At 70.6% G+C, this 25,950-nt stretch carries 23 protein-coding genes; 8 read left to right on the forward strand and 15 right to left on the reverse strand.

Annotated features, from left to right (window positions below; genetic code table 11):
* The first annotated feature begins 15 nt into the window (after positions 1-15).
* A complete protein-coding gene (locus HUA78_RS06350; protein WP_174461083.1) occupies positions 16-1,977 on the forward strand; it encodes an alpha/beta fold hydrolase in 1,962 nt (653 codons plus the stop codon).
* On the opposite strand, the gene HUA78_RS06355 is transcribed toward HUA78_RS06350, so the two are convergent.
* Positions 1,911-2,948, reverse strand: a complete 1,038-nt coding sequence (locus tag HUA78_RS06355) for a serine/threonine-protein kinase (protein ID WP_174457938.1) — start codon at positions 2,946-2,948, stop codon at positions 1,911-1,913. The genes HUA78_RS06350 and HUA78_RS06355 overlap by 67 nt on opposite strands.
* Before the next feature lie 282 nt (positions 2,949-3,230).
* On the opposite strand from HUA78_RS06355, the gene HUA78_RS06360 reads away from it, so the two are divergent.
* From HUA78_RS06360 to serA, 3 genes are all read left to right on the forward strand, one after another.
* Positions 3,231-3,608, forward strand: a complete 378-nt coding sequence (locus tag HUA78_RS06360) for an STAS/SEC14 domain-containing protein (protein ID WP_174475877.1) — start codon at positions 3,231-3,233, stop codon at positions 3,606-3,608.
* 104 nt (positions 3,609-3,712) lie between these two features.
* Entirely contained in the window at positions 3,713-5,365 is a 1,653-nt protein-coding gene (locus tag HUA78_RS06365) for a serine protease (protein WP_174457937.1), read from the forward strand.
* A 193-nt stretch (positions 5,366-5,558) separates the two neighbouring features.
* Positions 5,559-6,812 carry a phosphoglycerate dehydrogenase gene (gene serA / locus HUA78_RS06370; protein ID WP_174461082.1) on the forward strand — a complete coding sequence of 418 codons (1,254 nt, stop codon included), beginning with the start codon at positions 5,559-5,561 and terminating at the stop codon, positions 6,810-6,812.
* Positions 6,813-6,836: 24 nt separating this feature from the next.
* Here serA and HUA78_RS06375 read toward each other — a convergent pair whose 3' ends face one another.
* The gene (locus HUA78_RS06375) at positions 6,837-8,243 is read right to left on the reverse strand and encodes an FAD-binding oxidoreductase (protein WP_141646997.1); all 1,407 of its coding nucleotides are present in this window, start codon (positions 8,241-8,243) and stop codon (positions 6,837-6,839) included.
* 185 nt (positions 8,244-8,428) lie between these two features.
* Between HUA78_RS06375 and HUA78_RS06380 the strand changes: the two genes are divergently transcribed.
* From HUA78_RS06380 to HUA78_RS06390, 3 genes are all read left to right on the forward strand, one after another.
* On the forward strand, positions 8,429-8,812 hold the full coding sequence (locus tag HUA78_RS06380; RefSeq protein ID WP_174457936.1) for a hypothetical protein: 384 nt from the start codon (positions 8,429-8,431) through the stop codon (positions 8,810-8,812).
* A 25-nt stretch (positions 8,813-8,837) separates the two neighbouring features.
* A complete protein-coding gene (locus tag HUA78_RS06385) occupies positions 8,838-10,652 on the forward strand; it encodes a hypothetical protein (RefSeq protein ID WP_174475878.1) in 1,815 nt (604 codons plus the stop codon).
* 323 nt (positions 10,653-10,975) lie between these two features.
* Positions 10,976-11,512: a dihydrofolate reductase family protein gene (locus HUA78_RS06390; RefSeq protein ID WP_174475879.1), complete on the forward strand. Its 537-nt coding sequence runs from the start codon at positions 10,976-10,978 to the stop codon at positions 11,510-11,512.
* A gap of 36 nt (positions 11,513-11,548) precedes the next feature.
* Here the strand turns inward: HUA78_RS06390 and HUA78_RS06395 are convergent, their stop codons facing one another.
* On the reverse strand, positions 11,549-12,874 hold the full coding sequence (locus HUA78_RS06395) for a hypothetical protein (RefSeq protein WP_174475880.1): 1,326 nt from the start codon (positions 12,872-12,874) through the stop codon (positions 11,549-11,551).
* Positions 12,871-14,235, reverse strand: a complete 1,365-nt coding sequence (locus HUA78_RS06400) for a hypothetical protein (RefSeq protein ID WP_217442380.1) — start codon at positions 14,233-14,235, stop codon at positions 12,871-12,873. The genes HUA78_RS06395 and HUA78_RS06400 overlap by 4 nt, the downstream gene beginning before the upstream one ends.
* Positions 14,236-14,398: 163 nt before the next feature.
* Here HUA78_RS06400 and HUA78_RS06405 point away from each other — a divergent pair, with 163 nt between their 5' ends.
* Positions 14,399-15,220, forward strand: coding sequence for a hypothetical protein (locus HUA78_RS06405; protein WP_174457931.1), 822 nt, complete (start codon positions 14,399-14,401; stop codon positions 15,218-15,220).
* A gap of 12 nt (positions 15,221-15,232) precedes the next feature.
* Here the strand turns inward: HUA78_RS06405 and HUA78_RS06410 are convergent, their stop codons facing one another.
* From HUA78_RS06410 to HUA78_RS06460, 11 genes are read right to left on the reverse strand one after another with little or no spacing between them, the layout of a single operon-like run.
* A complete protein-coding gene (locus tag HUA78_RS06410) occupies positions 15,233-15,709 on the reverse strand; it encodes a hypothetical protein (RefSeq protein WP_141647004.1) in 477 nt (158 codons plus the stop codon).
* A 9-nt stretch (positions 15,710-15,718) separates the two neighbouring features.
* Positions 15,719-16,834, reverse strand: a complete 1,116-nt coding sequence (locus tag HUA78_RS06415) for a hypothetical protein (RefSeq protein ID WP_174475882.1) — start codon at positions 16,832-16,834, stop codon at positions 15,719-15,721.
* Positions 16,834-17,349: a phage tail protein gene (locus HUA78_RS06420; RefSeq protein ID WP_174457928.1), complete on the reverse strand. Its 516-nt coding sequence runs from the start codon at positions 17,347-17,349 to the stop codon at positions 16,834-16,836. Before HUA78_RS06420 ends, HUA78_RS06415 begins: the two co-directional genes overlap by 1 nt.
* Entirely contained in the window at positions 17,336-19,927 is a 2,592-nt protein-coding gene (locus HUA78_RS06425) for a putative baseplate assembly protein (RefSeq protein WP_174475883.1), read from the reverse strand. The genes HUA78_RS06420 and HUA78_RS06425 overlap by 14 nt, the downstream gene beginning before the upstream one ends.
* Positions 19,924-20,352 carry a GPW/gp25 family protein gene (locus tag HUA78_RS06430; RefSeq protein WP_141649480.1) on the reverse strand — a complete coding sequence of 143 codons (429 nt, stop codon included), beginning with the start codon at positions 20,350-20,352 and terminating at the stop codon, positions 19,924-19,926. The genes HUA78_RS06425 and HUA78_RS06430 overlap by 4 nt, the downstream gene beginning before the upstream one ends.
* Positions 20,349-20,690, reverse strand: a complete 342-nt coding sequence (locus HUA78_RS06435) for a hypothetical protein (RefSeq protein WP_141649479.1) — start codon at positions 20,688-20,690, stop codon at positions 20,349-20,351. Before HUA78_RS06435 ends, HUA78_RS06430 begins: the two co-directional genes overlap by 4 nt.
* The gene (locus HUA78_RS47445) at positions 20,691-22,208 is read right to left on the reverse strand and encodes a phage baseplate assembly protein V (protein ID WP_174475884.1); all 1,518 of its coding nucleotides are present in this window, start codon (positions 22,206-22,208) and stop codon (positions 20,691-20,693) included.
* A complete protein-coding gene (locus tag HUA78_RS06445) occupies positions 22,205-22,954 on the reverse strand; it encodes a LysM peptidoglycan-binding domain-containing protein (RefSeq protein WP_174467776.1) in 750 nt (249 codons plus the stop codon). The genes HUA78_RS47445 and HUA78_RS06445 overlap by 4 nt, the downstream gene beginning before the upstream one ends.
* Positions 22,954-24,297, reverse strand: a complete 1,344-nt coding sequence (locus HUA78_RS06450; RefSeq protein WP_174475885.1) for a hypothetical protein — start codon at positions 24,295-24,297, stop codon at positions 22,954-22,956. The genes HUA78_RS06445 and HUA78_RS06450 overlap by 1 nt, the downstream gene beginning before the upstream one ends.
* Positions 24,290-24,778: a phage tail protein gene (locus HUA78_RS06455; protein ID WP_141645052.1), complete on the reverse strand. Its 489-nt coding sequence runs from the start codon at positions 24,776-24,778 to the stop codon at positions 24,290-24,292. The genes HUA78_RS06450 and HUA78_RS06455 overlap by 8 nt, the downstream gene beginning before the upstream one ends.
* A complete protein-coding gene (locus tag HUA78_RS06460; protein WP_141645051.1) occupies positions 24,771-25,949 on the reverse strand; it encodes a phage tail sheath family protein in 1,179 nt (392 codons plus the stop codon). The genes HUA78_RS06455 and HUA78_RS06460 overlap by 8 nt, the downstream gene beginning before the upstream one ends.
* Position 25,950: the final 1 nt, after the last annotated feature.

The following is a 25,950-nucleotide window of genomic DNA, read 5'->3' on the forward strand; positions in this document are numbered from 1 at the left end:
TCCCCCGGAGCCGTCATGCCGACCTGGTCTTCCCTGTCACGAGCGCTCACCGCCGTGGCCCTCGTCCCCACCCTCGCGCTGGCCGCGCCCAAGCCGGAGCCGACCGCGACGGAGAAGAAGCCGGGTGCGGTGCGTGAAACGGCGCGCCCGTCGAAGCACTACGCCATCGAGCAGTTCATGAAGACGACGCTGATTCGGGGCGCGTCCTTCTCCCCGGACGAGCAGCGGGTGCTCTACTCGTCCAACCAGACGGGCATCTACAACGTCTTCTCCGTGCCGGTGAAGGGCGGCAAGCCCACCCAGCTCACCCGCTCCACCACGGACAGCACCTTCGCCGTGGGCTACTTCCCCCAGGACGAGCGCATCCTCTTCACCAAGGACCAGGGCGGCAACGAGCAGCACCACCTCTACGTGCGCACGCCGGACGGCAAGGAGAAGGACCTCACGCCGGGCGACAAGCACCGCGCGTCCTTCTTCGGCTGGAGCCGCGACGAGTCCGCCTTCTACGTCCTCACCAATGAGCGCGACGAGCGCTTCATGGACCTGTACCGCTACGACGCGAAGACGTTCGAGCGCACCCTGCTCTACCAGAACGAGGGCGGCCTCGACGTGGGCGACGTGTCTCCGGACGAGAAGTGGCTCTCCCTGGGCAAGACCAACACCACGTCCGACAGCGACGTCTACCTCTTCAACGTCGCCACGAAGGAGAGCAAGCACCTCTCCCCCCACAAGGGCATCGCGACCTGGGAGTCGGCGACGTTCGACCCGACGTCCTCCTCGCTGTACCTCATCACCGACGAGGGCACCGAGTTCACCCGCGCGGTGCGCTACGTGCTCGCCACCGGGAAGATGGAGGACGTGGAGAAGACGGACTGGGACGTGATGTACACGTACTTCTCCAAGAATGGCGCGCTGCGCGTCACCGGCATCAACGCGGACGGCCGCACCGCCATCCGGCTGCACGACGTGAAGGCCGGCAAGCAGCTCGATTTGCCCAAGCTCCCCGAAGGCGACATCACCGGCGTGTCCATTGGCCGCAGTGAGAAGCGCATGGCCTTCCACCACAACGGGGACCGCTCCCCCAGCAACCTGTACGTCTTCGACTTCGCCACGAAGAAGGTCACCCGCCTGACGGACACCCTCAACCCGGAGATCGACGCCAAGGACCTGGTGGACGCGGAGGTGGTGCGCTTCAAGTCCTTCGACGGGATGGAGATTCCGAACATCCTCTTCAAGCCGCATCAGGCCACCGCGAAGCAGCAGGCGCCCGCGCTCGTGTGGGTCCACGGCGGCCCCGGCGGCCAGTCCCGCAAGGGCTACAACCCGATGATTCAGTACCTGGTCAACCACGGCTACGTGGTGCTGGCCATCAACAACCGGGGCAGCTCCGGCTACGGCAAGACGTTCTACACCGCGGATGACCAGAAGCACGGCAAGGAGCCGCTCCAGGACTGCGTCGAGGCGAAGAAGTACCTGTCCACCCTCCCGTACGTGGACGGCTCACGCGTGGGCATCATCGGCGGCAGCTACGGCGGCTACATGACGCTGGCCGCCCTGGCCTTCCAGCCCGATGTCTTCAACGTGGGCGTGGACATCTTCGGCGTGTCCAACTGGCTGCGCACGCTCAAGAGCATGCCGGCCCACTGGGAGTCGCGGCGTCAGGCGCTCTACCAGGAGGTCGGCAACCCGGAGACGCAGGAGGCGATGCTGCGCGAAGTCTCCCCGCTGTTCCACGCGGAGAAGATTCGCAAGCCGCTGCTCGTCATCCAGGGCGCCAATGACCCGCGCGTGCTGAAGGCGGAGTCGGACGAAATCGTCCAGGCCGTGCAGAAGAGCAAGGTCCCCGTCGAGTACGTCCTCTTCCCCGACGAGGGCCACGGCTTCACCAAGAAGAAGAACGAAGCGGAGGCCTACTCCCGCACCCGCGCGTTCCTGGACCAGTACTTGAAGAAGCCCGCCAACGCCCCGACGAACTGAGCCGTCCGGGTCCGGTGCGCGCGCGGCATGGCGCGCACCGGCTCCGCCGCTTCATCCTCCTCCACGCCCACGTCCCGCAGCGCCTCCAGCACCGCGTCCATGGAGGCGAAGCGCTGCTCGGGCCGCTTCTCCAGACAGCGGCGCACCACGGCCTCCACGGAGGCGGGGATGGCCAGGTCCGGACGCAGCTCGCCAAAGCCCGGCACCGGCTCCTTGTGGTGCGCGAAGACCAGCTCCAGCGCATCCTCCGACTCGAAGGGCACGCGTCCCATCAGCATCTGGAACAGCACGACACCCAGCGAATAGATATCCCCGCGCGCGTCGGCGACTCCGCGCGCCCGCTCCGGCGCCATGTACGCGTGCGCGCCGTGGAACGAGCCGCTGCCCGTCAGGTCCGGCACGGAGAGCCGCTCGGACTCCGCGACGACGGGCCGCAGCCGTCCAAACCCCCGCACCTTCACGTGCGAGCACTCCCGCCCCGCCGCGTCCGTCACCAGCATGACGTAGGCCGGCGTCATGTCCCCGTGCACCACGCCCCGCCGGTGTGCCTGGCGCAGCGAGCGCCCCAGCCCCCGGGCCAGCTCCACCGCGCGCGCCCACGGCAGCGCCCCCGAGGTGAGTACGTGGGCCAGCGTGCGCCCCTCCAGCCACTCCTGGGTGACGTAGAGCGTGCCGTCGTCCGTCCTGCCCGCGTCCAGCACGGTGACGGTGTTGGGGTGGGCCAGCCTCGCGGCGACGCGGGCCTCCTGGAAGAAGCGCTGCCGCGCCTCCTGGTCCGTGAGTGGAGCACTCAACACCCGCAGCGCGACTTCCCGCTCCAACGGGAGGTGGAGGGCCCGGTACAGCCGCGCGGGGCCGCTGGGGCCCACGGCCTCCAACACCTGGAAGCGGCCGTGCAGCACCTGGCCGACGAGCGTGTCCACCCCCCACGAGGGTGGAGCCAGCGGGGTGGAATGGAGCTCGGTCTGCATGGTGGAATCTCCTCGGCACACTCCCAAGCGCTCGTCACGGCGGCGTCGAGCGCCCGTGACGGCCCCGACAACACGGCGCGACACCTGGACCCGGGGCCACGCCCTTCGACGCGGCCAGTACCGGTTCGGCGGCAGGGACGTCACTAGCCGGGGGGTCTGACATTCCTGGCGCTTCCGGACAGGCCGGGCGGACCTACCTCCCCCAAGGACATTGGAAGCGTCGGGTATCGGAGTGTCACCGGCTGGGGTTAGGATGCTGCGCCTTCGGAGCCGTCACCACCCATGCCATTCCAGATCAACGTTCACGCGCAGGACCGTATCCTCGAGGTCGTCTATCCCGCCCAGGTCACCTCGGCCGACCTGTCCGAGTATCTGACGGAGGTGAAGAAGGCGATTGTCGGGTTCGCGGGGGAGTGGTCCGCGCTGGTGGACCAGTCCCAGTTGAGGGTGATGCCCACGGACGTCGTGGCCTCCATGGCGGCGCTCAACGCGTACGCGCAGTTGCATGGGATGCAGCGCTCGGCGCGGGTCGTCACGGACGCCCCCTCCGGCCTCCAGGCTTGGCGCATGACGAAGCGGGCCATGCTGACCATCCCCACGCGAACGTTCGAGACGCGGCAGGAAGCCCTGGAGTGGCTGCGCAATCCGGACGCGGACTGAGCATTGCCTCGGGGGCCCTCTGCCCTCCACTGGCGGCTCCCTTATAGTGGCGACCCGCTCGTCCCCCGGGCGGGCATCGATCCATCATCAGGAGTCGTCTCCATATGCACAACACCCGGAATGGCGCCGCCAGGAAGCTTCTTGGCGCGCTGCTGTGTACCCTTGCCTTCACCGCCTGTCAGCCGGCCCCCGAGGCCGAGCCCGGCGAGGAGGCTCCAGCGACGGGGGCGGGCGAGCAGCCCGTGGTCTACGGCAACGACGACCGCAAGGACGTGTTCGAGCACACGAACGCCACGCTGAAGGCGCGGGCGGAGCAGGCCACCGTGGCGCTGATGTCCCCGTCGGACTTCAACGCCAGCAACCCCAACAACGTCACCTTCAATGGCCCGAACCTGGGCTCGTCCGAGAACCTCTGCACCAGCCAGCGCTTCCGGAGTGATCCAACGGCGGCCTGGTGCTCCGGCACGCTCATCGACGACGACCTGGTGCTGACGGCGGGCCACTGCGTCGAGAGCGCGGCCGAGTGCGGGGACACGCGCATCGTCTTCAACTACTACCGGACCGCCGCCAACACGCTGAAGACGGTGACGACGGCGGACATCTTCTCCTGCCAGTCCATCGTCGTGCGCAAGAAGTCGACGACGGGTGGGCGCGACCTGGATTTCGCCATCCTCAAGCTGGACCGCGCCGCGACGCCGCGCTTCACGCCCGCGCCCGTCCGGGCCGGCAACACCGCGCTGGCGACGGGCGCCAACGTGGCCGTCATCGGCTCCGGCAGCGGCATCCCTTTCAAGATTGACTCCGGCGGCTCGGTGCGCACGCCCCGCGCCAGCACGTTGGACTACTTCGTCGCCACCACGGACACCTTCGCCGGCAACTCCGGCTCGGGCGTGTACGAGACGGCGGAGCACACGCTGGCGGGCATCCTCGTGCGCGGTGACGAGGACTACATCGGCAGCGGCAGCTGCAACGTCGTCAACACCTGCACGGAGACGGGCTGCAACGGCGAGGAAATCACCTACGTGAGCAACGCCATCACCGCGCTCTGCCAGGCGACCACCAACGCCCGGCTGTGCGGCTCCGGTCCGCCGCCCACGGGCGGCAGCAACTTCACCTTCTCCGCGAGCGCCACCGCCAGCGCCACCACCAACACCACCAACAAGACGGTGGCCCTGACGGCCGGTCAGAAAATCACCCTGGGCACCTGCGGCGTCACCGGCGCCGCCGTGACGGGTGACTCCTACCTGCGCCTGTTCGGCCCCAGCGGCACCGAGGTCGCAAGCAACGACGATGGCTGCGGCGGCCGGGGCTCCAACCTGAGCTTCACCGCGACGCAGGCGGGCAACTACGAGGTCCGCGCCGGCTGCTACTCCTCTGGCGCCTGCTCCGGCACCGTGGCGTGGACGCTGGAGGGCGGCGGCACCGGCCCCGCGCCGTCGAGCGGCTCCTTCGCGTACACCGCCAGCGCCACCAACAGCGCGCAGACGGGCACCACGAACCAGGGCATCACCGTGGCCGCCGGCCAGAGCATCTCCTTCGGCACCTGCACCGTGACGGGCGCCGCTGGCACCGGCGACACCTTCCTGCGCCTGTACAACAGCGCGGGCCAGCAGGTGACGAGCAACGACGACTCCTGCGGCTCGCTGTCCTACGCCAACTACACCGTGCCCGCGGGCGCGGGCGGCACCTACCAGGTTCGCGCGGGCTGCTTCGGCAACTCCTCCTGCGGCGGCACCGTGGCGTGGACCGTCCAGTAACGCATCCATCCTGATTCACGGCCTCTCGCGGGCGGTCCGGGAAGCCGGGCCGCCCGTTTTCGTCTTCCGGACACCCCCCCCCCCCAGGTCACGGACGGCGGGCCGCCCTCCTTCCCGGCTCCCGACACCGGGCCCTCCAGCCCCCTCACCCCGCGCTTGACAGCCTTGGGGCCGGGGTCTAACGCACGGCGACATGAGCACTGCCCGGTTCCCGCCGTCCCCGACGCGCCCGATTCTCAACGAGGGTCCGTTCCGCGCCCTGCTGCTGGAGAACATCCACCCGTCCGCCGAGGCGCTGCTGGCCGCCGAGGGCTTCCAGGTGGAGCGCACGTCCTCGGCGCTCAAGCCGGCGGAGCTGGCCGAGCGCCTCAAGGGCGTGCACCTGCTGGGCATCCGCAGCAAGACGACGGTGCCGGCGGAGTCGCTGGTGCACGCGGACGAGCTGCTCGCGATTGGAGCCTTCTGCATCGGCACCAACCAGGTGGACCTGACGTCCGCCAACACGCACGGCATCCCCGTCTTCAACGCGCCCTTCAGCAACACGCGCAGCGTGGCGGAGATGGTCATCGCCGAAATCATCGCCCTGACGCGGCAACTGTTCGACCGCAGCCGCGAGGTGCACACCGGCCAGTGGCGCAAGGTCGCCACCGGCAGCCACGAGGTGCGCGGCAAGACGCTGGGCATCATCGGCTATGGCCACATCGGCTCGCAGCTCGGCGTGCTGGCGGAGTCCCTGGGCCTGCGGGTGCTCTACTTCGACGTCATGACGAAGCTGCCTTTGGGCAACTCGCGCGCGGTGGGCTCGCTGGACGAGCTCTTGGCCGAGTCGGACTTCGTCACGCTCCACGTCCCGGCGCTGACGTCCACGCACATGATGATGGGCTCCGAGCAGCTGGCGAAGATGAAGAAGGGCGCCTGCCTCATCAACGCCAGCCGGGGCACGGTGGTGGACATCAGCGCGCTGGCGGCGGCCCTGCGCTCCAAGCACCTGGGCGGCGCCGCGGTGGACGTCTACCCGGAGGAGCCCGAGGGCAACTCGGATGGCTTCGTCACCGAGTTGCAGAACCTGCCCAACGTCATCCTCACGCCGCACATCGGCGGTTCCACGGAGGAGGCGCAGGCGTCCATCGGCCGGGAGGTGGCCGTCAGCCTCTCCAAGTTCTTCCGGACGGGCGCGACGACGGGCTCGGTGAACTTCCCCATGGTGGAGGCGCCGCTCATCCCCGGCACCCACCGCATCCTCAACGTGCACCGCAACATCCCCGGCGTGCTGCGCGACATCAACCGCATCGTCTCCGACCTGAACGCCAACATCCACGCGCAGGTCCTCAGCACGGACGCGAACATCGGCTACCTGGTCATGGACCTGGACCAGGACGTGTCGCGCCCCGTCTGTGACGCCATCGCCGGCCTGACGACGGACATCAAGACGCGCATCGTCTCCTGACGTCAGCGCGCGCCCATTGCGCGCTCAGGCGTCCAGAATCTTCCCGGGGTTGAGCACGCCCCGGGGGTCCAGGGTCCGCTTGAGCGCGCGCAAGAGGGCCAGCTCCTCCTCGGAGCGCGAGTAGCCCAGGTAGTCCTTCTTCAACAGGCCGATGCCATGCTCCGCGGAGATGCTGCCCGCGTGCTTGCGCACCAGCTCGAACATGGTGGGGTCCGCCTGCTTCGTGTGGGCCAGGAACTCCGCCTTGTCCAGCGCGTCCGGCTTCATCACGTTGACGTGCAGGTTGCCGTCGCCAATGTGGCCGAAGAGGCAGATTTCCCACCCCGGGTAGCGCGACTGGAAGACGGCCTCCAGCTCCGCGCAGAACGCCTCCAGGCCCGCGACGGGCAGGGAGATGTCGTTCTTGTGGGGCAGGCCCGTGGCGGACAGGCTCTCGCTGATGCCCTCGCGCAGCGCCCACAGCTCCGCCGCCTGCGCCGCGCCCTGCGCCTGGGTGCCGTCCGTCACCAGCCCCCGCTCGAAGAGCGAGCCCAGCCACGCTTCCACCGCCGCCGCGTCGCGTGACTCCGCCTCCAGCAGCACGTAGCAGCCGCTGGTCGCTTCAAAGGGGGAGCGCAGCTTGCGGTGGCGCTGCACGCGCGAAAGGCAGCGGTCCGTGAAGAACTCGTAGGCGGAGATGAGGAAGGCGGTCTGCTGACGGGCGTCCCTGAACAGCCTCAGCACGGCGGCCACGTCCGGCACGGCGAAGAGGAAGACGTCCTGCTTGCCGGGAAGCTGCGTCAGCTTGAGGGTGGCCTCGGTGATGACGCCCAGCGTGCCCTCGCTGCCGATGAAGAGCTGGCGCAAATCCAGGCCGGTGTTGTTCTTCTCCAACGCGCCGTTGAGTTCCAGCACGCGGCCGTCCGCCGTCACCACCTGGAGCCCCAGCACCCAGTTGCGGGTGAGGCCGTAGCGGATGACCTTCACTCCGCCCGCGTTGGTGGCGATGTTGCCGCCCACGGTGCTGGAGCCCTTGGAGGCGAAGTCCACCGGCCACGTCAGGCCATGCTCGGCGCAGTGGCGGTGCACCGCCTCCGTCACCGCGCCCGCCTGCACGCGCACCGTGTTGCCGAGCAGGTCCACCGGACCCAGGCGCGCCATGCGCTGCAGCGACAGCACCACCTCGCCCTTCGCCGCCACCGCGCCACCGGCCAGGCCCGTGCGGCCTCCGGAGGGCACCACCGCCACGCCGTGCTGGTGGCACAGCGCGAGCAACCGGGACACCTCGTCCGTGGTGCGGGGCAGCGCCACCGCGCTCGGGGCCGGGGCATACACGCGCGTCCAGTCGCGGCCGTACTCCTTCAATTCCTCCGGCTCCTGGGTGAGGAAATCGACGGGGAAGCCCTCGGAGAGAGCGCGGAGGAAGTCGGCGGGGAGCGCGGCGCTGGACATGCCCCAGGCGTATTGCAGGTCCCACCCGGTGACAAGGTGCGGCGAGGGCCCCGGCGGCTGGGAGGTCGTCCGGAATTCACCGGGAAACGGACAGGAAAATGGGCTCGTTGCGTATACCCAGGCGACACCCGTCGGGTTCTGTCGGGCCGTCCCTGTATCCCACCCCACCCTCCAGGATTCCGAAGATGCATCCGAGCCGAGTCCTCCGCGCCGCCGCCCTGCTGCTCGCCTCCGTGACGCTGACGCCCTCCGCGCTGGCGGCCGAGACACCCCAGCCCAACGTGCCCTACGTCTTCGTGACGGTGGACAGCTACTCCCTCGTCCAGGCGGACACCATCCAGGTCACCGGCGTCCTCCAGGGAGAGAACACGCCCCGGACCCTGGAGTTCGAGTTCCCCTACCCGTCCACCAACTACTACGGCGCCAGCCCGCATATCGCTCGCTGCGACCGGCTGGCCTTGCTGCTCATGAACAAGCCAGGGGCCTACCTCCTCGAGCTGTCGCTCCGGTACCAGGGGGCGATTGTCACCTGCAAACTGACCCGCCGGACGGCGGCGCCGGCTCCCTGACGGACGGAAGACGGGACTCCCGCTCATGGCGACGACGCGAAGCATCTGGCTGGCGCTCGCGCTGGCCCTGCTGGGGCTCCAGTCTGGCTGCGCCGATGGTGGCGATGGCCTCGGGACTGGCGGCAAGGACTCGGACAGCGACGGCGTGGCGAACGACGCGGACTGCGAGCCGTTCAACAGGGCGAACTGGCACGAGGTCTCCGCCTACGAGGACGTGGACCGTGACGGTCGGGGTGACGGGGCCTTGAAGAAGGTGTGCGCCCCCGACAACGCCCTGCCCCTGGGCTGGACCTCGGTGCCGGGAGACTGCGCCCCGAAGGACAGCTCCCGGTGGCGCACCGTCTCCGGCCTGTATCCGGACCGGGACAGCGACGGCGCCACGGGCCCGGGTCCGGTGGAGGTCTGTCTGGGGGAGACCCTCTGGGGGTATCGCGAGCAGGCGGGCCCCTCGGACTGCGATGACGAGGATGCGCGCTTCACGGTGGCTCGCGGCGCCTGGCCGGACCTGGATGCGGACGGGTATGGCGAGGGCCCTCGCGTGGACGTCTGCGCCGGCAAGTCGCCACCGCTGGGGTTCTCCATCGAGGAAGGAGACTGCGCGCCGCTCGATGCCACTCGCGCGGTGTCTCTCGCCTATCTGTACCGGGATGTCGACGGGGATGGCCTCACCGTGGATGCGCCGGGCGCGCTCTGCCTCGCGCCCCTTCAGCAACTGCCTGCCAGCTACACCCTCCAGTCCCTCGGCGCGGATTGCGACGACTCGGACTCGACGGTGTGGCGGACGCGCGACGTCTACGTGGACGCGGATGGCGATGGCTTCGGCACGGGTGAGCCCCAGGCCCGGTGCGCGGGCGCGATGGCGCCTCCGGGACATGCGCTCCAGGGCGATGACTGCGCCCCCGGGGACGCCACGCTCTGGCAGTGGCGGGGCTACACGTACCGCGACGCGGATGGAGATGGAGACACGGTCCCCGAAAATGGAGTGCGGTGCAGCGGCGAGTTTCTGCCCCAGGGCTACGCCCACCTCCCCCGCGGGCTCGACTGTAACGACCAGGATGCTTCCGTCCGGGTGAGCTGGAACGTCCATCCCGACGAAGACGGGGACCTGGTGGGCGCGGGCACGGCGGTGACGCTGTGCGCGGGAGGTACGGTGCCGGTGGGCTACTCGACGCTCGGCACCGACTGCGCGCCCTCGAACGCCAGCGGGTGGCAGCTCCGGGAGTACCGGCATCGCGACGCGGATGGGGATGGCTACACGGTGCCCGAAGCGGGCAACGTCTGTGGTGGCACCGCACTGCCTCCCGGCTATGCGTGGACCGAGCAACGCCGGGACTGCGACGACGCGAGCCCCACACGACACACGTCGCTCCTGTCCTGGCCGGACCTGGATGGAGATGGCGTGGGCGCGGGCACGTCGGAGACGCTGTGTACCGACGGGCAGACGCCTCCTTCCCGGTCGGCGGTGGGAACCGACTGCGCGGACGACGATGCGACGCGCTGGGTTCAGCGCAACTACACCCACGTGGACCGGGACCTGGACGGTGCCACGATGCCCGAGCAGGGCGGTGTCTGTGTGGGCAGCGCGTTGCCAGCGCCGTACTTCACGAAGGCCACGGGCAACGACTGCGACGACGCGGACCCGGAGCGCACGCGCTGGGTCGTGCTCTATCCGGACATGGATGGCGACGGCGTGGGCGCCGAGCCCCGGCAGATTCCGTGCATCGGCGCGACGATACCTCCGGGCATGTCCATCTACGGCTACGACCTGGACGACAACGACCCGGACGTGACGGAGGCCACGGAGGACGACAGCGACATGGACCTCATCCTGGAGCCGTGAGCCGCATTCCCGCCATCTGACGACAGGCGAACCCTTGCCTGGAGTCGGGGCGGGACTGCGTCACCTCGTGACTTGCATCGTCAGTGGGTTGAGGCCATCCTCATTTCCGGCGCGGGAAACCGCGCTGTCCATGACCTCTTCTCACTGACAGCTTTCGCTCCTCGAAGCGCTCCTCCTCGCCCTCGACGCCATGCGTCCGAGGTGGCGGGTGAGGCGCTCCCCGTGAGCGATTCCCACAGCACCGCATTCACGTCCCCACCGCACCCTTCCGGCGCGGAGCGCCACCCGTGCGCGGTGGGACTTCTCGAATCCGAGGTCCTCCTATGCAACCCCAGAAGCGCAAGCTCGCGTACCACGTCGCCACCACCCTCGACGGCTTCATCGCCCGAGAGGACGACTCCTTCGACTGCTTCGCGAACGAAGGCGACCACGTCACCGAGTACCTCGCCACGCTGCGCACCTATGGCGCGGTGGTGATGGGCCGCCGGACGTATGACATCGGCCTGAAGTTCAACGTCACGGACCCCTACCCGTACCTGGAGACGTACGTCGTCTCGCGCACGCTGAAAGAGAGCCCGAACCCCCGCGTGCGCCTCATCTCCGACGACGTCGTCGGCGCCGTGCGCGCGCTGAAGGCCCAGGAGGGCAAGGACATCTACCTGGCGGGAGGCGGAGCCCTGGCCACGCAGTTGCTCACCGCGGGCCTCGTGGACGAGGTCCTCATCAAACTGAACCCGGTGCTGCTCGGCGCGGGAATCCCCCTCGTCTCGCGGCTGGGTTCACACATCCGCCTGGAGCTGCTGTCGACCAAGGTCTACCGGACCGGCGTCGTGCTGCTCCAGTACGCCATCAAGCACTGAGCCTTCGCGCTCCAGGGTGCCCGGACGTGAGTGCGCTCACGTCCGGGCGCTCTTCGCCTTTCCCGGCGTGACGGCGTCCGGCCAGGAGCGGAGAATCAACTCGGCCGAGGACTGCGCGGACCACTCCATCTGCCCCATCAGGACCTGCCTGCCGCGACTGACTCGAAACGGCTTCCACAGCGGGGCCTCCTCCCGCTTCAAGGAGTCCCAGGCCGACCAGCTCACGCCTCCGGTGGCCGTCACCAGCCGCGTCAGACAGGCGTCGAACTCCGTGCCGGACAGCCAGCGGAGCTGCTCCAACACCCGGCCCACATCCGCCGCGAGCGTCGACTCCCGCCCCGTCACCGTCGAGAGCACCTGACGACCGGCCCCCTCCGGAATGAAGGACACGCCGCCAGGCCGCAGCACGGCCCACCCCGAGCGGGGCGCCGCCGCCGCCTCCCGCAGCGATGCGGGAAAGACAACCACGTCCGCGAGCCGTACCCCGGAGCGCACCCGCCCCAGCAGCGGAGGCTGGCTGTGCAGCTCGAGAAGGGTCGCGAGCGCCTTGGCGTCCGCGAGATGAGCCACCTGGAGCCGGGGCTCACCCTCCACCTTCAAGTCGTGCGTGGGCCCCAGGTGGACACCTCCAGGCGCGATGGTGGCCAGGGGGACGGAGACGGTCTCTCCGAACGTCGGCATCCACAACAGCCGCCTGCTCGTCATCCAGACGCGACCCGCCCGGGCCCACGCCACGAACAGCGGGGCGACGATGAACGCCACCAGCGCCACCCCCGCCCGACTCCCGTTTCCTCGCAGCAACGCCAGGAGGAGGACATACAAGCCCCAATACAGCAGGGCCATGGAGACCAGCAGCGGAAGCGTCTGTCCCGAGGAGACCGGCGACAACCGGTCCGCCTGGAACAGCAGCACCTCACCGGGCTCGAGCGTCATCGTCGCCCGCTTGCCCACCAACCCGTCCAGCCGCGCCAGCTCCACCTTCAGCACGGGAGGACCGGCCACGTGCACCAACCGCGACAGTCGCGCGCGCACCAGTGTCTTGAGCCGCTCCCGGCGCGCCTCCAGCTCGCGCAGCCCCTCCATCACCGGCAGCGTGTCGGACCAGCCCTCCACCCGCGCGCGCCGGCTCGTCCGCTCCAGGGCCTCCTCGACGGTGGCCTCCTCTGCCAGCCACTCCGAGACGAGCGTGGGATGCGCGCGCCACCGACGCTTCCATCCCCGGCCGCGCAGCACCGCCTCCAGGGTGGCCGCTCGCCGGAGCGCCGCCTCAAGCACCTCCGCGCGACCTTCCAACTGGACGCGCACATCTTCGGCGGTGGGCCCTTCCGACGACTCCTTCGCGGTGTGGACGCGCTCGGTCATGACCCGCTGCTCAACTTGGGCTGAACGTCCTCGCTCGAACCCTGGAGGCCCTCACTCCAGGCGTGCACCAATCGGTAGGCGAGCTCCCGCTGCGTCAGCCCCACGTTGCCGACGAGCACCTCCTCGCCCCGGGTGATGTGGACCTCCTGCTCCAGGGGAATGTCCCGAGCCACCCGCGCATCCTGAGACGACCAGGCCGCGCCCCCCGTCGCCACCGTGGCCCGCACGAGGTACGCGTCCAGCTCCGACTCGGGCTGCCAGCACAGGCCATCGAGCACGCACTCCAGCTCGACGCTCGACAGCAACCTCCGGCCGGTCGCGGCATGCAACAGCGCCGCGCCCGCGTCGGGGGCGGGGAGGAAGAAGACGCCACGACCCAGCAACACGGCCTGCCCGGAGCTCCACGTCCCCTTGCGACGCAGCAGCGCCGAAAAGGTCAACAGCTCCACCCGCCGGTCCACCCGGGCCGCTTGCGCCCGGACGCGGGCATCGCGAAACAACTCCATCAGGACGCGCAGCCGGTCGGCGCTCGCGCCATCGAACCGCGTCAGCCGGATGAAGTGATCTCCGCGAAGGCTGAGCGCTCCCCCGTTGTCCTCCAGTTGGAGTCCGCCCTCCTCCAGCGAGTCCAGCCGCACGGCCACCGGGGGCTCGTCTCCCGGCGCCATCCACACCACGCGCTCCGGCGTGAGCCAGACGACGCCCGGGGCCTTCATTCGCAGCAGCGTCACCGTCCCCATCAACAACGCGACCAACGCCAGCGTGCCACCGACCAGCGCCACTCCCGTCGAACCGAGGAGCAGCAGCCAGAGAATCCCCACCCCGAGGCCCAGCGCGGCCAGGACGAAGACGAAGGCCACCACGTACTGCGGCGCCCGACCCACCGAGGCGATGCGCAGCGCGAAGGGCTCCGTCGGCGTCCGTTGGAGGGAAACCTCCTGGGCGCAGACCTCCTTCAGCTCGCGCAACTTCTCCTCCAGCGACAGGGACTCCGTCACGAGGCCCCGGGTCAGCAGCGCGTCGCGCACGCGCAGCGCCATTCGCTCGCGGACCTCCCGCACCCGACTCGCGGTCTTCGGAATGGACGAGCCCTCCGGCCAGCCCTCCTGCTCACCGCGCCGCTCGGTGCGCTCCAGCGCTTCCAGCAACGTGGGCTCCACCTCCAGGACGTCCTGAATCAACGAGGGCTCGTCCTGCAACGTCCGCCGCCAGCCGCGCGAATCCAGGGTCCTGTCGAGCATGCGATAGCGGCGGAGGGCGGACTCAATCAGTTCCACGCGCCCTTCCAGGCGGCGGCGCAGGTCCCCCTCCGACGGTCGCGACTCGGGCACCACGGCACCGGTTCGGTTGCGTTCGGACATTGCCCTCGCAGCATATCCGGTCGGGCCCTCCCTCTGGGAGCAGAGCCCGTGAGCCCCAGGACAGTCCCGACGACGGCACGAGGGAATCCCCTTCCACCGTGCCTAGGCTCGCGCTCACGCGCCGCTGGGGGCGCGCCTTGCCGGGGGGCGCGGCATGGACCGCATGCGAAGACCCTTCCTCATCGCCGCGCTGGTGCTGCTGGCGCTCTGTGTGCTCGTGGAGGTGGGCTCGCCCATCCTGCTCCCCCAGAAGTCGCCGGACTGCTCGGTGCTGAGTGGCACGAAGCCCTGCGCGCCCCTGCCTCCGGGCTTCCCCGAGGACTGCCGCCCCCTGCACGCCGCGATTTGCGAGGGCGAGGACGTGGACCCCTCCGACGTGGTGCGCACGCAGAAGGAGAACCCGCCCACGCCGGGCCTGGGCATTCCCTACCTCGCCCTGGTGGATGCGCTGCTGTTGCTCACGCTCGGGTTGATGGGCGCGAGCCTCATCATCCCCGAGCGCGTCCACGGGCGAGTGCAGGGATTGGCGACGCTCATCGGCTCCATCGTCGCGCTGCTCACCGGCTTCGGCCTGCTCATGGCCGCCATCGCGCTGACGCTGACGATGATAACGCTCGTCGCGTCGGTGCCCTTCGGCACGCTGGCCTATCTGGCCGTGTGGGGCTTCTTCAACCGGGGAGGCGCGGCCGGCACGCTGGGCTTCTTGATGTTCCTCAAGCTCGCCGCGGGCGTGTGCCTGGTGCTCGCGCACCAGCGCTTCCTCCAGAACAAGGGCCTGGTGCTGCTCTACCTCACGTCGCTGTTGGCCAACGCCGTGGTGTCTCTCCTCCACGGACTGGTGCCCGGCATCCTCGTCAGCATCACCGACGCGGTGAGCGCCATCATCGTCGCCATCCTCGGCCTCATCTGGGCCGTGCTGCTGCTGGTGGGCGCGCTGGTGTCCATCCTCAAGGTGCTGCGCCTCAAGCGCGCCGCGCCGGCCTGAGGCCGCTCCTGCTCACCGCAGTCCCAGCTCGCAGATGGGACGCTGCGGAGGGGCCGACAGACACGTCACCTCCAGGTCCGCGCCCTCCTTCGCCACGTCCAGCTTCTTCGCCTCCTTCAGCGGGTCGAACTTCGCCGGCACCGACGGCTTGCCCCTCGACGCCAGCGACACCCGGACCACGGAGAGGGGGCGGGGCACCACCTCCAGCGAGCGCATCCGCGTGTCGGACGCCTTCACGTCCACCCGGCAGGAGCCCCCGCTCGGAAGGACGAGCACCCCCTCCTGGAAGGCACACGTCGCGGCCAACTCCGTGGCATCCACCGGCTCGGGCTTGATGAACCGCTCCCGGAGCTCCTGGGCGGACTGCGTGGGACTCTCGCGACGGGAGGACTCATCCTTCGCCCCCAGGCCCACGCCCAGGACATAGAGCGCGACGATGGCGACGATGGCCAGGATGAGCACGACATGGAGGGGCTTGAGCTCGGGCATGGCGCGGCGCTACCGGATGATGCCCTCTTCCCGCCGACGCATCTCCAGTTGCAGACGCTGCTGCTCCTGCATCTGCTCCATGATTTCCGACTTGCGGGGGGAGACCTGGAGCATCTCCTGGTTGAGCACCGTCGCCCGGACGTTGACGCACTGGCCATTGCTGCAGACAGTGAAGTCGGGGCACGGGCCCGGGCATTGGAAGCCCAGCGGGGCGACCTGACACGTCCCCGCGCAGAAGCCGGAGAGGCAGACCTCGTTGGACCGGCAGGGCTGTCCATCCGCGAGCTGGCAGAGCTTCGTGGGGCCACACTGCGCCGGCTGGCGACAGTCGGCGTTGCTTTCGCAGCGCCCGTCGTCCCGGCTGCATTTCCCGTCGGCGCGGCAGTAGAAGCTGGAGCAGTCACTGTCGCGCTCGCAGTCCTGCAGGGACTCCAGCAGGCACAGCCGCGAGCCGGGCACCTCCGTGCACTTCAGCGGCCCCGGGCAGTCGCGCTGACTCGCGCACGTCTGCCCCAGTGCCAGCTGGCACTCGCCCCTCCTGTTGCAGAAGCCGGTGGAGCACATCGCGCCGCCGTCACACGCCTCGCCCGCGGACACCAGGCACGAGCCGCCATCCGGGTCCGTACACGTAAGCCCCTTGTCACAGTCTCCCTCCGGGCAGGGCTGGCCCAGCTCGGCGCCCCCACTCGACGAGATGATGCCAATCACCGTCCCGAGGATGAGGATGACGCCCGCCGCCAGCGCGACCCACATCCAGGGGAAGGGCTTCTTGGGCGGCGGCGCGGCCACGACTTCAAAGGCCGTGGCGGGCCCTTCCGCGTAGCGCTCGTCCGGGTTCGTCACGTCCACCACGAGCAGGTGGAAGGTGAAGCGTCCCGGCGGTGTTCCCGGTGGGACGCGAAGCTGCACGCTGAGCTGCTGCGTGCCGTCCGGCGCGAAGTCCCGCTCGTCGCCTCCGGAGATGGTGGCCCACTCCGCCTTCGCGCCGGGGCCCGGGACGATGGAGGCCCGGGCTCGGACGGGGGCACGCAGCGCGTTGGACACCGTGTAGGCCACCTCCCCTTGTCCCGTCGCATTCAGACGGACGGTGTCCGTCACGGCGGTGATGTCAAAGGCGCGGGGCATCAACTGGCTCCTTGAGGCGGCTGCGCGAAACGCAGCTCATAGGTGACGTATGCGGGCTTTTCCCGCTCGATGATTCGCTCCAGCAGCAGCCGGTGGGAGGACACCGCCGAGGGCGCGAGCACCAGGACGTGAAAGGGCCGCGGCCTGCCGTCCTCGCCGGGCACCGCGTCGTCCACCTGGAAGTCGGTGCGGCCGGTGGCCGTGGTGAGGAACAACCGCAGGCCGCGCGCGGTGCCGCGCCAGCGCGATATCTCCACCGCCTGCGCCACCAGCTCTCGCAGCCGTCCCAGGCCCGTGGACACGGGCAGGTCCATGCCCACCCAACGCGCCAGGAAGGGCACGAAGCGGTCCGGCGCCCGGCGCGGGTCGAAGTGGGACTCCAGCCCGGCGAGCACGTCCTCGCTGGGCGCGTGCAGCGCGTCCATCACCGCCAGCAGCGCGGTGAGCGGAGAGCCCGGCAGCACGGTGCGCTGGAAGACGCCCGGCAACAGCCGCTGGATGTCAGGGCTCCGCATCGTCCGTCACCACTTCCAGCGTGTGCGCGCCGGAGCTGAGGAGCCACGTGGGCGGCAGCGTCACCTTCTCGGTGAACTCGCGCGTGGAGACGGGCTCATAGCGCTCGCTGCCTCGGGGGCGACGGAAGACGCCGTCCGGTCCTCCCGCGAGCACCGGGGCGCCCGTGGGCGAGGACGCCAACGCGGACACGGGCTGGAACAGGCGCTCCGCCTCGCGCAGCGGCAGGCCACAGCCCACGTCGGGACGCCGCCAGGAGGCACCGGGGCGACTCGAGTCCACCCACAACACACCCACGCGGTGGCTGCCCGCGTACACGGTGGAGCCGCTGAACGCGAGCGCCAGACAACTGCCGCCATCCCAGTTCCTGTCGAACGGACGCCAGCCGTCCGGAGGGTCCGCGCTGCCCATCAACTCCCAGCACAGCGCGCCCCTGCCCGGGTCCGCGCCACTGGCCGCGGCGAGGCCCGCCCAGAGGAAGGAGCGAGGCCCGTCCTTCTGGACCTCCAGCACACGCACGTCCTGGCCCTTGGGGCCGATGGGACGGAAGGTGCCTCCGCGTCCACCGCCGCTCGACAGGAAGACGCCCCGAGTGCCCATGGCCGCCACCGCGACATTCACCGCGCCGCGCACGTCCGTCGTCGCGGCCACCGCGTAGAAGCCCAGGTCCTGATTGGCGGGGTCCACCAGCACCTGGATGGGCGTGGCGCCCGGACGCGACACCAGCTCGAACAGGCCCACGCGCGTGGCCAGGAGCAGCACCGGCACACCGTCGCGCTCCGCCCACGTCAGGTCCTCCACCGCGTCCAGCGTGTGCGTGGTGTCGTCCCACGTCTCGCCGCAGTCGTAGGACAGGTGGATGCGGGAGCGCTTCGAGTCCGCGGCCAGCCGCGCGCACACGGCGACGAGGCCCGCGCGCTGGGGATGCGCCTCCACCGCGTCCACGTCCTCGCCGGGGAACAGGCCCGCCCGCTCCCAGCCGTCCGCGTCGTTGACCGTGCGGAACAGCGTCTCGCCGCCGCCCGCGTAGAAGGTGCCCGGCTGGAAGCTGTCGGCGGCCAGGGTGCGCACCTCGCGGGGCACCTCGTCCACCAGCAGCCGCACCTTGTCGAGGTAGCTGACGCCCGGCTCCGCCAGGAGCGCGTCGTAGACATGCGAAGCGCGCAGCGCCTGGCCGAAGCGCCACCCCTCCGGCTGGAGTCCCGAGGGCAGTGGCGTGAGCACCTGATGGAGCCGCTCGGTGAGCCGCGCGCGCAGCGCAGCCGTGTCCTCCTCGCGGTGCGCCACCACGCGCGCCTGCACCCGCACCGTCTTGTAGCGCGCCCACTCCACATGGCAGGAGGTGCCCAGCGGACGGCGCAGGTCCAGCTCCGCGTGGATGCGCGCGCGGGCCTCCTCCGTCTCGTGCTCGCGCAGCGCCGCCTCCGTGATTCCCTCACCCGACGCGCCTCGCACCTCCGGCGGCAGGTGCGGCACCAGCAACACCTCCACCGTGCCCGCGGGGGCGTGGGACCACAACTGCGCCAGGGTGACGGCCTTGGCGCGCGCCACCGCGCCGGAGCTGCGCAGCGCCAAGAGTTCGAAGTCTCCCGCGGTGACGGCGCGCCGCAGCGAGTGCAGCTCCTGGGGCCCGCGCAGGAGCGCGTTCTCCAGCGTCTCCGCCACGCGGCCGCCCGTCGCGGGCCGGGGGTTGGTGACCTTCAAGCCTGGGATGGGCGCCTTGAGCACCTCCAGCGTGCCCGCCGCCACGTTGCCCGCGGCGCCTCCACCGCGCCGGTACCAGAGGCGAATCTCCCGCCCTACTCCCGGCACCGCCGCCAGCGTGCGCGGCTCGTCCAGCGCCCCCGTCTCGTTGGCCAGGCGCACCGAGGACGCGAAGGTGATGGTGCCCGTCATCCGGTCCGCCACGTACGCGGGCTCGTTCGAGTCCAGCGCCGCGAAGTTCTCCACCTCGCGCCAGATGCGGTAGGTGCGGCCGTCATGGCGGCGGGCCGGCGCGCGCGCATCCAATTCCCCGGGCCCCGCCTCCACTCCCACGACGAGGTCCAGCGAGTCCCCGGTGGGCGCGACGATGGGGGGACGCTTCGCCTGCACGGTGAGGCCCGGCAGGCCCGTGCCCACGCCCACCAGCTCCCCGTCCACCGGGTCGCAGTGATACGCGAGCACCTCCACCTGCGTGTCCCCTGGCGCAATCGTCACCGCGTCCGCCGTGTGGAACACGACGGGCTCCACGCCCGCGCCGGCGCGCGACAGGGTGACGGGCGTGTTGCGAGGAATCTCCGTCGGTCGCTCGGAGGCGCGGGCCAGCGAGAAGCGCAGGCGCACCGACGCGGCGGCGGGCGGCTGGAGGCGCACGCCGAGCAGCCGGAGGAACTCCACGTAGGCCTTCTCCGGCAGCCGGTTGAGCCGGTAGAGCATCGTCTCGGTGAGGTGAGAGAACACCTCCACCAGCACCATGCCCGGGTCGTGCGGCGTGAGGTCCGTCCACTCCGGACACAGGGCGAGGATGCGTGAGCGCGCCTGCTCCACGAGCTGGGAGAAGCTCCGGTCGTCGAGCCGGGGTGTCGGCAGCGACGTCATGTCGGGCCTCCCGCGAGCGAATAGGGATAGGCCAGCCGCTCCGTGCGGCCGGTGGAGCGCACGCGGTACTCGACGGACACGTCCAGTCGGAAGCCGTCCTCCGCGCTCCGGGTGGCGTCCAGGTGAAGCACCTGGATGCGCGGCTCCCAGCGGTCCAGGGCGCGGCGCACGTAGTGGATGGCGAGCCCCGCGGTGGTGTCGTCGTTGTTGGCGAAGAGCAGCTTGTGCAACTCACAGCCGTAGTCCGGGCGCATGACGCGCTCGCCGGGCACCGTGGTGAGCAGGAGCAGCACGGCCTGACGGATGGCGGCGTGCTCCTCCACCATCTCCACGCGGCCTGTCGGCGCCACGCGCAGGCCGGACTTCTCCGCCATCTCGAAGTCCGGGTGCGCGAAGCGCCAGGTGCGGAAGCGGGGGGCGCTCATCGCTCCTCCGTCACCAGCATCTGGCCGGGCGCGTTGACCTTGTACTTCACGATGCCGGGCGGCGTGCCGTCCGTCAGCCCCGTCAGCGTGTCCAGGCACACGGGCTTGCCGTCGATGGTGACCAGCGTGGAGTACCCCTGCTGCACCTTCAACGTGGTGGTGCAGGGCTTGATGGTGGGGCCGATGTTGGGACACCCGCCGATGGGACGCCCCTCCGGGTCCGCGCGCACGAGCAGCGGCCGGCGCTCCACCGTCACCCAGGGCTGCGAGTTCACGAGCCCCACCCGCCCCAGCTCATGGGCACACACCACCAGCGCGTCCACGGTCAGCAGCCGCATTCAGCCTCTCCGGAAGTCAATGGACCGTCCACGGATGACCACGTCCTGGCCCGGCGCCTCGAGTTCCATCGCCACCTTCGAGTGCAACCGCACCCCCTTCGGTGACAGCTCCAGGTAGCTGCCGGTGCCATCCTCCAGGCGCAGCGTGCGGCTCTCGTCGTCCAGCTTCAGCCGGTGCCCACCCGTGGTCAGCAGCGTGTAGCGCCGCACCGAGCCGCCCTCGACGCCCGCGTCCGGAGGCCCCCCGCCGCCATACAACCCTCCCACCACCACGCCCCGCGCCGGGTCCTCTCCACCCAGCGCGAGCAGCACCGTGTCCCCCACGTCCGGCAGCAGCATCAGCCCCTTGCCGGAGCCGCCGCCCGCCGCCAGCACCTGCATCCAGTCCGTCTCCACGCCCCCATATGAAGGCAGCGTCGCCCGCACGCGGCCCCGCCCATCCGGGTCATCCACCCGGCTCACCACGCCCAGCGTCACCGCGGACGCCCGCGCCCGGGGCCTTCGTGCGGGAGGCTCGGAGGACAGCTCCGAGACGAAGCCCTGTCTGGCGTCGATGCGGTGCGTGACGCTGGTGAGCACGTAGCGCCCCGCCACCAGCGAGGCCACGCCCGCCACGTCCACGCGCGCGCCGGGCCGCAGCCTCGCGTCGCCCTCGGCAAGGCCGGTGAGCACCACCTCGCGCGCGCCTCGGTGGTCCAGCTCCGCCTGCGCCGCGGACTCGACGTGGGGGATGCCCTCCGCCGCCTCATCCACCAACGAGCGACGCGACTCGCCACCCACGCGCTCCGGCGAGACTCCCGCCTCCACGTCCCGTCCCACCCGGGGCACGTCCGCGCGACCCGCGTGGGCCTCCGCGCGCAGCACGTCCCAACCCTCGGCGGACACCTCGCGACAGGCCGCGTCGCCATTGACCTCGATGGAGGCCTCCAGCAGCGACTCGCCCAACCGCAGCGACACGGGCGTGCCCTCACCCTCCAGCGTCACCAGTCGCAACGTGTCGCCGTGGAGGATGGGGAACAGCCCGCAGCGGTCCGCGTACTCCACCAGCAGCTCCAAATCTGACTGGCCATGCTGGATGAGGTAGCGCCACAGCGGCCCGGACGACGCGGCCTTCACGGAGAGCCCCAGTCCAGAGACGAGCTCTTTCGCCAGGTCCTCCAGCGTCACCTGGACGTGCGCGCGCACCGGCTGCCGTTTGCGCAGGCGGTGCAGGACGTCATAGCCGCGCACCCGCACCTCTCGCGCGCCTCCTCGCGCATGCGAGAACTCGACGGCCGTCACCTCCCCCAGGAAGAGGTCCTCCAGCGACGACGAGGCCGCGACGCGCAGCGAGGTCCCCGGAGGAAGACCGGAGGTCGCCAGGACGCCGCGCGGGTCGGTGAAGGTCAGCTCGCACTGCGTGGGCAGCGCCAGTCGCTGCGACACCTGGATGGACGAGAGCGAGCGCAAATCCCCCGTCGGCAGCGGCGCGCCGTCCACCTCGATGCGCAGCTCGGGCAGCCCTCGCAACTGGCTCACATCACCCTCCGGAGCGCTTCGGGCGTGGGCAGGCGCAGCACCTGTCCGGCGGGAATGCGCGAGGGGTCTGAGATGCCGTTGAGCGCGGCGATGAGGCGCCACATCGACGGGTCGCCGTAGCGCTGGTGCGCGATTTCATCCAGGCGCTGCCCGGAGGCCGGCGTGCCGTCGTCCCCCTCTTCGGCCCCGAGCACCGTGTGGGCCTCGTAGTCCTCAGGCGTCAGGGCGGCTTCCACGGCGTCCGCGTCTGGCGGCTCGCCACGCTCCACCGGCTCCCTGAGGCCCGTCTCGTCCTCCACGCGCACCAGGCGCAGGCGCAGCCACGAGCGACGCGGCGCCCCCGTCGCCGTGAAGTGCTCCAGTCGCTCCGCGACGGCGGCCACCACGCCCAGGAAGTTGAGCCGCTTGCCCCACACCATGCGCGCCAGCGAGGGGCGCATGCCGCCGTCCTCTCGCAGGCCGTTCTCCGCCAGGCGCCACAAAGGCTCGGTGAGCTCCCGCACGTCCTCCGTCTCCAGGGTGGAGCCGGAGAGCGAGACATCGAAGAGCAGGTCCAACGTCATCTCGGTGGTGCCGCCACCGGTGAAGAGCAGCGGGTCGTCTCCGGGCCCACCCCACGGCAGCGAGCCTCCCAGCGCGCGCCTCGGGCGCAGCCCCGCCTCTCGACGCACGACGAGCGTCTCCGGGTTGAGCAGACACCCGATGCGCTCACCGCCGGGCTCGATGAGGAAGGCCACGCGCTCCATCACTCACCCCGCTGCTCGCGCTCGAGCCGGCGCAGCCGCGTCCAGAGCCGGAGCTCCTGGGCGACGTCCGGAGACTCCGGGGCCAGGGCGGACGGAAGCTCCGGCCAGGAAGCCGCGTCGGCCGTGGCCGATTCCTCGGGCGCACCCGGTGGCTCCTCCCTCACGGGGGTGGCGAAGCGCGCCGTCGAAGCCTCCTCCTGCTCCCGTGCGCTCGCGCCGCGCCTCCCGTCCTCCTCTGCCTCCGTCCAGGTGCAGGGAGCGAACGGGGGTGTGCGCTCCAGCGACACGTCCCGCTGCACCGCCGGGCGCGCCTCCTCCTGGAGTTCGGCCTGACGTCGACGTGGCCCCCACGGCTCGCCGGTGAACCGGGGCGTTGCGCGCCGAGGCGCCGGGGGCGCCGCCTTCACGGGGACGCCTTGCAGCCCCAGCGCCTGGGACGCGGAGATGCCTTGGGGATATCCCGAAGCGCACAGGTTCCGCTCGCGGTCCTCTTCCCGCAGGGGCGGCACGCACACCTCCGAAGGCGACGCGGGGGTGGAGGCCACCATCACCGGGTTGGCGAAGGCCGGCCCTCCATGCATCAACGACGGGGTGGGGGTGATGGCCACCTCGGCCAGGAGCCGCCCCGCGTCCATGGGAACGGGCGTCGGAGGCGATGGCGCAGCGAAGGGATTCGGCATCGACAGGGGCGACACCTTCGAGGCGTGTCGAGGCGCCTCGCGAGGAACACCCACGGGCCCCTGCCGCCCGGGCGTCTCGGAGCCCCCTTCACCGCGCGCCGACGCGGAGGGCCCCTTCTCCGAGGGCGCTTGCGCGGCGGGACGGTGCGAGACCCGCTCAGGGCCGGCTGACGGACGCGCGGCGTCGCGTCTGGGCGGAGGAGCCAATGACGGAGCACTCGCGGAGGAAGGCGCGGCGCTCGACGATGCCGAGAGCAACATCCGCGCGCGGAACGAGAGGTGGGCGTCACTCACCGGCAGCGGTGCCTCCGCTTCCGGAAGCCCCTCGACGAGATGGGGCGCGACCTTCCGCACCCGGGCCACCCAGTCGGCGGGAGGCCCCCCGGTGCGCCGCGCCTGGATATCGCGGAGCCAGTGCTCCGGAGCCCCCAGCCCCACCGCGGGCGCCGTCACGGTGGCGGGCGCGGCGGGGACACGGGCAACCTCGGCGCCGTCCGGGCTCGCGTCGGCACGTGGGGCGTCCAGCGACACGCGCGCCTGGGCGAGCGCCGCGGCGAAGTCGCTCTCCTCCTCGGAGAGCACGGACTCCGCCCACGCCTTCATCTTCCGAGCGACGGCACGCAGCCACGCGCCGGGCACGGGTCTGCGCGTGGGCTCAGCCACGGGTGATGGACTCGAAGACGAGGGTGAGTGAGTCGATGGCGATCTGCTGGCCGAGCGCATCCAGCGGCGCCGCCCGCCACTTCTTCGGCCACGCCTCATTGAGGTTCCAGCGCAGCTTCTCCGTCACCCCATCCATGTCCAGGAGCAGGACCGACACGTTCTTGCGCTGGGGCACGCCGTTCATCGACGCGAGGAACCAGTTCCACAGCTCGGGTGACACGGTGACGCCGTAGCGCAGCGTCATGTCGCCGTGCGTGACGGGCCCCGCCAGCCTGCGCGTCACCGGGCCCGCTCCGCCCTCGCGGTAGTGCAGCGCGGTGACTTCGACCTCCAGCCCGGTGCACTGGGTGAAGTGTCCCTCGTTCACTCCGTCGATGAGCAGCTTGAAGTTGTACGCACGGAACGGGTCCGCGAGCGCGCCGGGCTGGGCGCCCGCTTCCTGCTCCGGGGGGGCTGCCTCGGGGGCCTTGGCCTCAGCCATTCGACACCTCCTCCACTTCCGCCCCGCCCGCGTGCTGGCCGATGCGGAAGATGATGAACTCCGCCGGCTTCACCGGCGCCAGACCGATGACCGCGATGACCTGGCCGGCGTCGATGGTCTCCTGCGTGTTCGTCTGTTCGTCGCACTGCACGAAGAACGCCTCTTCCTTGGTGCGTCCCATCAGCGCGCCGTCGCGCCACAGACGCAGCAGGAAGGCGCTCACGTCGCGGTGGATGGACTTCCACAGCGTGGGGTCATTCGGCTCGAACACCGTCCAGTTGGTGCCCAGCGCGATGGACTCCTCCACGAAGTTGAAGAGCCGGCGCACGTTGACGTAGCGCCACTCGCTGGCGGCGTCCGCCACCGTGCGCGCGCCCCACACGCGGATGCCGCCGCGCGGGAAGTAGCGGATGCAGTTGACGCCCACCTGGTTGAGCTCGCCCTGCTCCTCGGGCGTCACGTCGCGCACCAGCCGCATGGCGCCGCGCACCACCTCATTGGCGGGGGCCTTGTGCACGCCTCGCGTGACGTCCGTGCGCGCGTAGATGCCAGCGATGTGCCCGGAGGGCGGCACGTTGACCATGGCCTTGCCGTCGCCGAGCGGGTCCGGCGTGGAGAACCACGGGTAGTAGAAGGCGCCGTAGCCCTGGTCGGAGAAGCGGCAGCGCAGGCCGGGGCCTTCCGCGCCGGTGGAGACCTTGGTGAGCCGCTCCACCTCCTCCACGTCCTCGGGCGCGTCCAGGATGGCGATGCGGTCCCGCATCTTCTCGCAGTGGGACAAGAGCGCGTCCCAGGCCGCCGCGTCCGTGAAGCCGGGCGCGGCCACCATGGCCACCTCGCTGACCTCTTCGAGCACCGCCACGCCCTGACGCTTGCGCGCGTCGCCGATGACGCTCTCGCTGTCGCCGATGTTGACGATGAAGCAGCGCCGGCCGCCGTTCTCGAAGAAGCCGTACACGGCGCGGGCCAGGGAGGTGCCCGGAGAGCCGGGGGGCGCGAACTCCTTCACGAACTGCGCCCAGCCATTGACGGGCACCGCCTCATGGAGCCGAGCATCCCTGGCGGGCGCCCGGCCAACGAAGGCCGCGGTGGTGGTGCCCACGCCCTGGATGGAGCGTGTCCCACTGGGAACCTCCTCCACATAGACGCCGGGCGTCAGGTAGTTCGGCACG

This window comes from Myxococcus sp. CA033, assembly GCF_013336625.1.
In the GTDB taxonomy this organism is placed as follows: Bacteria; Myxococcota; Myxococcia; order Myxococcales; family Myxococcaceae; genus Myxococcus; species Myxococcus llanfairpwllgwyngyllgogerychwyrndrobwllllantysiliogogogochensis.

Excerpts from the sequence above, each read along its gene's own strand:
- HUA78_RS06350 (WP_174461083.1), top strand. The coding sequence starts at position 16 with ATGCCGACCTGGTCTTCCCTGTCACGAGCGCTCACCGCCGTGGCCCTC.
- HUA78_RS06385 (WP_174475878.1), top strand. The coding sequence starts at position 8,838 with ATGGCGACGACGCGAAGCATCTGGCTGGCGCTCGCGCTGGCCCTGCTG.
- HUA78_RS06435 (WP_141649479.1), bottom strand. The coding sequence starts at position 20,690 with ATGCGGCTGCTGACCGTGGACGCGCTGGTGGTGTGTGCCCATGAGCTG.
- HUA78_RS06390 (WP_174475879.1), top strand. The coding sequence starts at position 10,976 with ATGCAACCCCAGAAGCGCAAGCTCGCGTACCACGTCGCCACCACCCTC.
- HUA78_RS06410 (WP_141647004.1), bottom strand. The coding sequence starts at position 15,709 with ATGCCCGAGCTCAAGCCCCTCCATGTCGTGCTCATCCTGGCCATCGTC.
- HUA78_RS06380 (WP_174457936.1), top strand. The coding sequence starts at position 8,429 with ATGCATCCGAGCCGAGTCCTCCGCGCCGCCGCCCTGCTGCTCGCCTCC.
- HUA78_RS06405 (WP_174457931.1), top strand. The coding sequence starts at position 14,399 with ATGCGAAGACCCTTCCTCATCGCCGCGCTGGTGCTGCTGGCGCTCTGT.
- HUA78_RS06430 (WP_141649480.1), bottom strand. The coding sequence starts at position 20,352 with ATGAGCGCCCCCCGCTTCCGCACCTGGCGCTTCGCGCACCCGGACTTC.
- HUA78_RS06455 (WP_141645052.1), bottom strand. The coding sequence starts at position 24,778 with ATGGCTGAGGCCAAGGCCCCCGAGGCAGCCCCCCCGGAGCAGGAAGCG.
- HUA78_RS06445 (WP_174467776.1), bottom strand. The coding sequence starts at position 22,954 with ATGGAGCGCGTGGCCTTCCTCATCGAGCCCGGCGGTGAGCGCATCGGG.
- HUA78_RS06425 (WP_174475883.1), bottom strand. The coding sequence starts at position 19,927 with ATGACGTCGCTGCCGACACCCCGGCTCGACGACCGGAGCTTCTCCCAG.
- HUA78_RS06400 (WP_217442380.1), bottom strand. The coding sequence starts at position 14,235 with ATGTCCGAACGCAACCGAACCGGTGCCGTGGTGCCCGAGTCGCGACCG.
- HUA78_RS06420 (WP_174457928.1), bottom strand. The coding sequence starts at position 17,349 with ATGCGGAGCCCTGACATCCAGCGGCTGTTGCCGGGCGTCTTCCAGCGC.
- HUA78_RS06365 (WP_174457937.1), top strand. The coding sequence starts at position 3,713 with ATGCACAACACCCGGAATGGCGCCGCCAGGAAGCTTCTTGGCGCGCTG.
- HUA78_RS06375 (WP_141646997.1), bottom strand. The coding sequence starts at position 8,243 with ATGTCCAGCGCCGCGCTCCCCGCCGACTTCCTCCGCGCTCTCTCCGAG.
- HUA78_RS06415 (WP_174475882.1), bottom strand. The coding sequence starts at position 16,834 with ATGCCCCGCGCCTTTGACATCACCGCCGTGACGGACACCGTCCGTCTG.
- serA (WP_174461082.1), top strand. The coding sequence starts at position 5,559 with ATGAGCACTGCCCGGTTCCCGCCGTCCCCGACGCGCCCGATTCTCAAC.
- HUA78_RS06395 (WP_174475880.1), bottom strand. The coding sequence starts at position 12,874 with ATGACCGAGCGCGTCCACACCGCGAAGGAGTCGTCGGAAGGGCCCACC.
- HUA78_RS06360 (WP_174475877.1), top strand. The coding sequence starts at position 3,231 with ATGCCATTCCAGATCAACGTTCACGCGCAGGACCGTATCCTCGAGGTC.
- HUA78_RS06355 (WP_174457938.1), bottom strand. The coding sequence starts at position 2,948 with ATGCAGACCGAGCTCCATTCCACCCCGCTGGCTCCACCCTCGTGGGGG.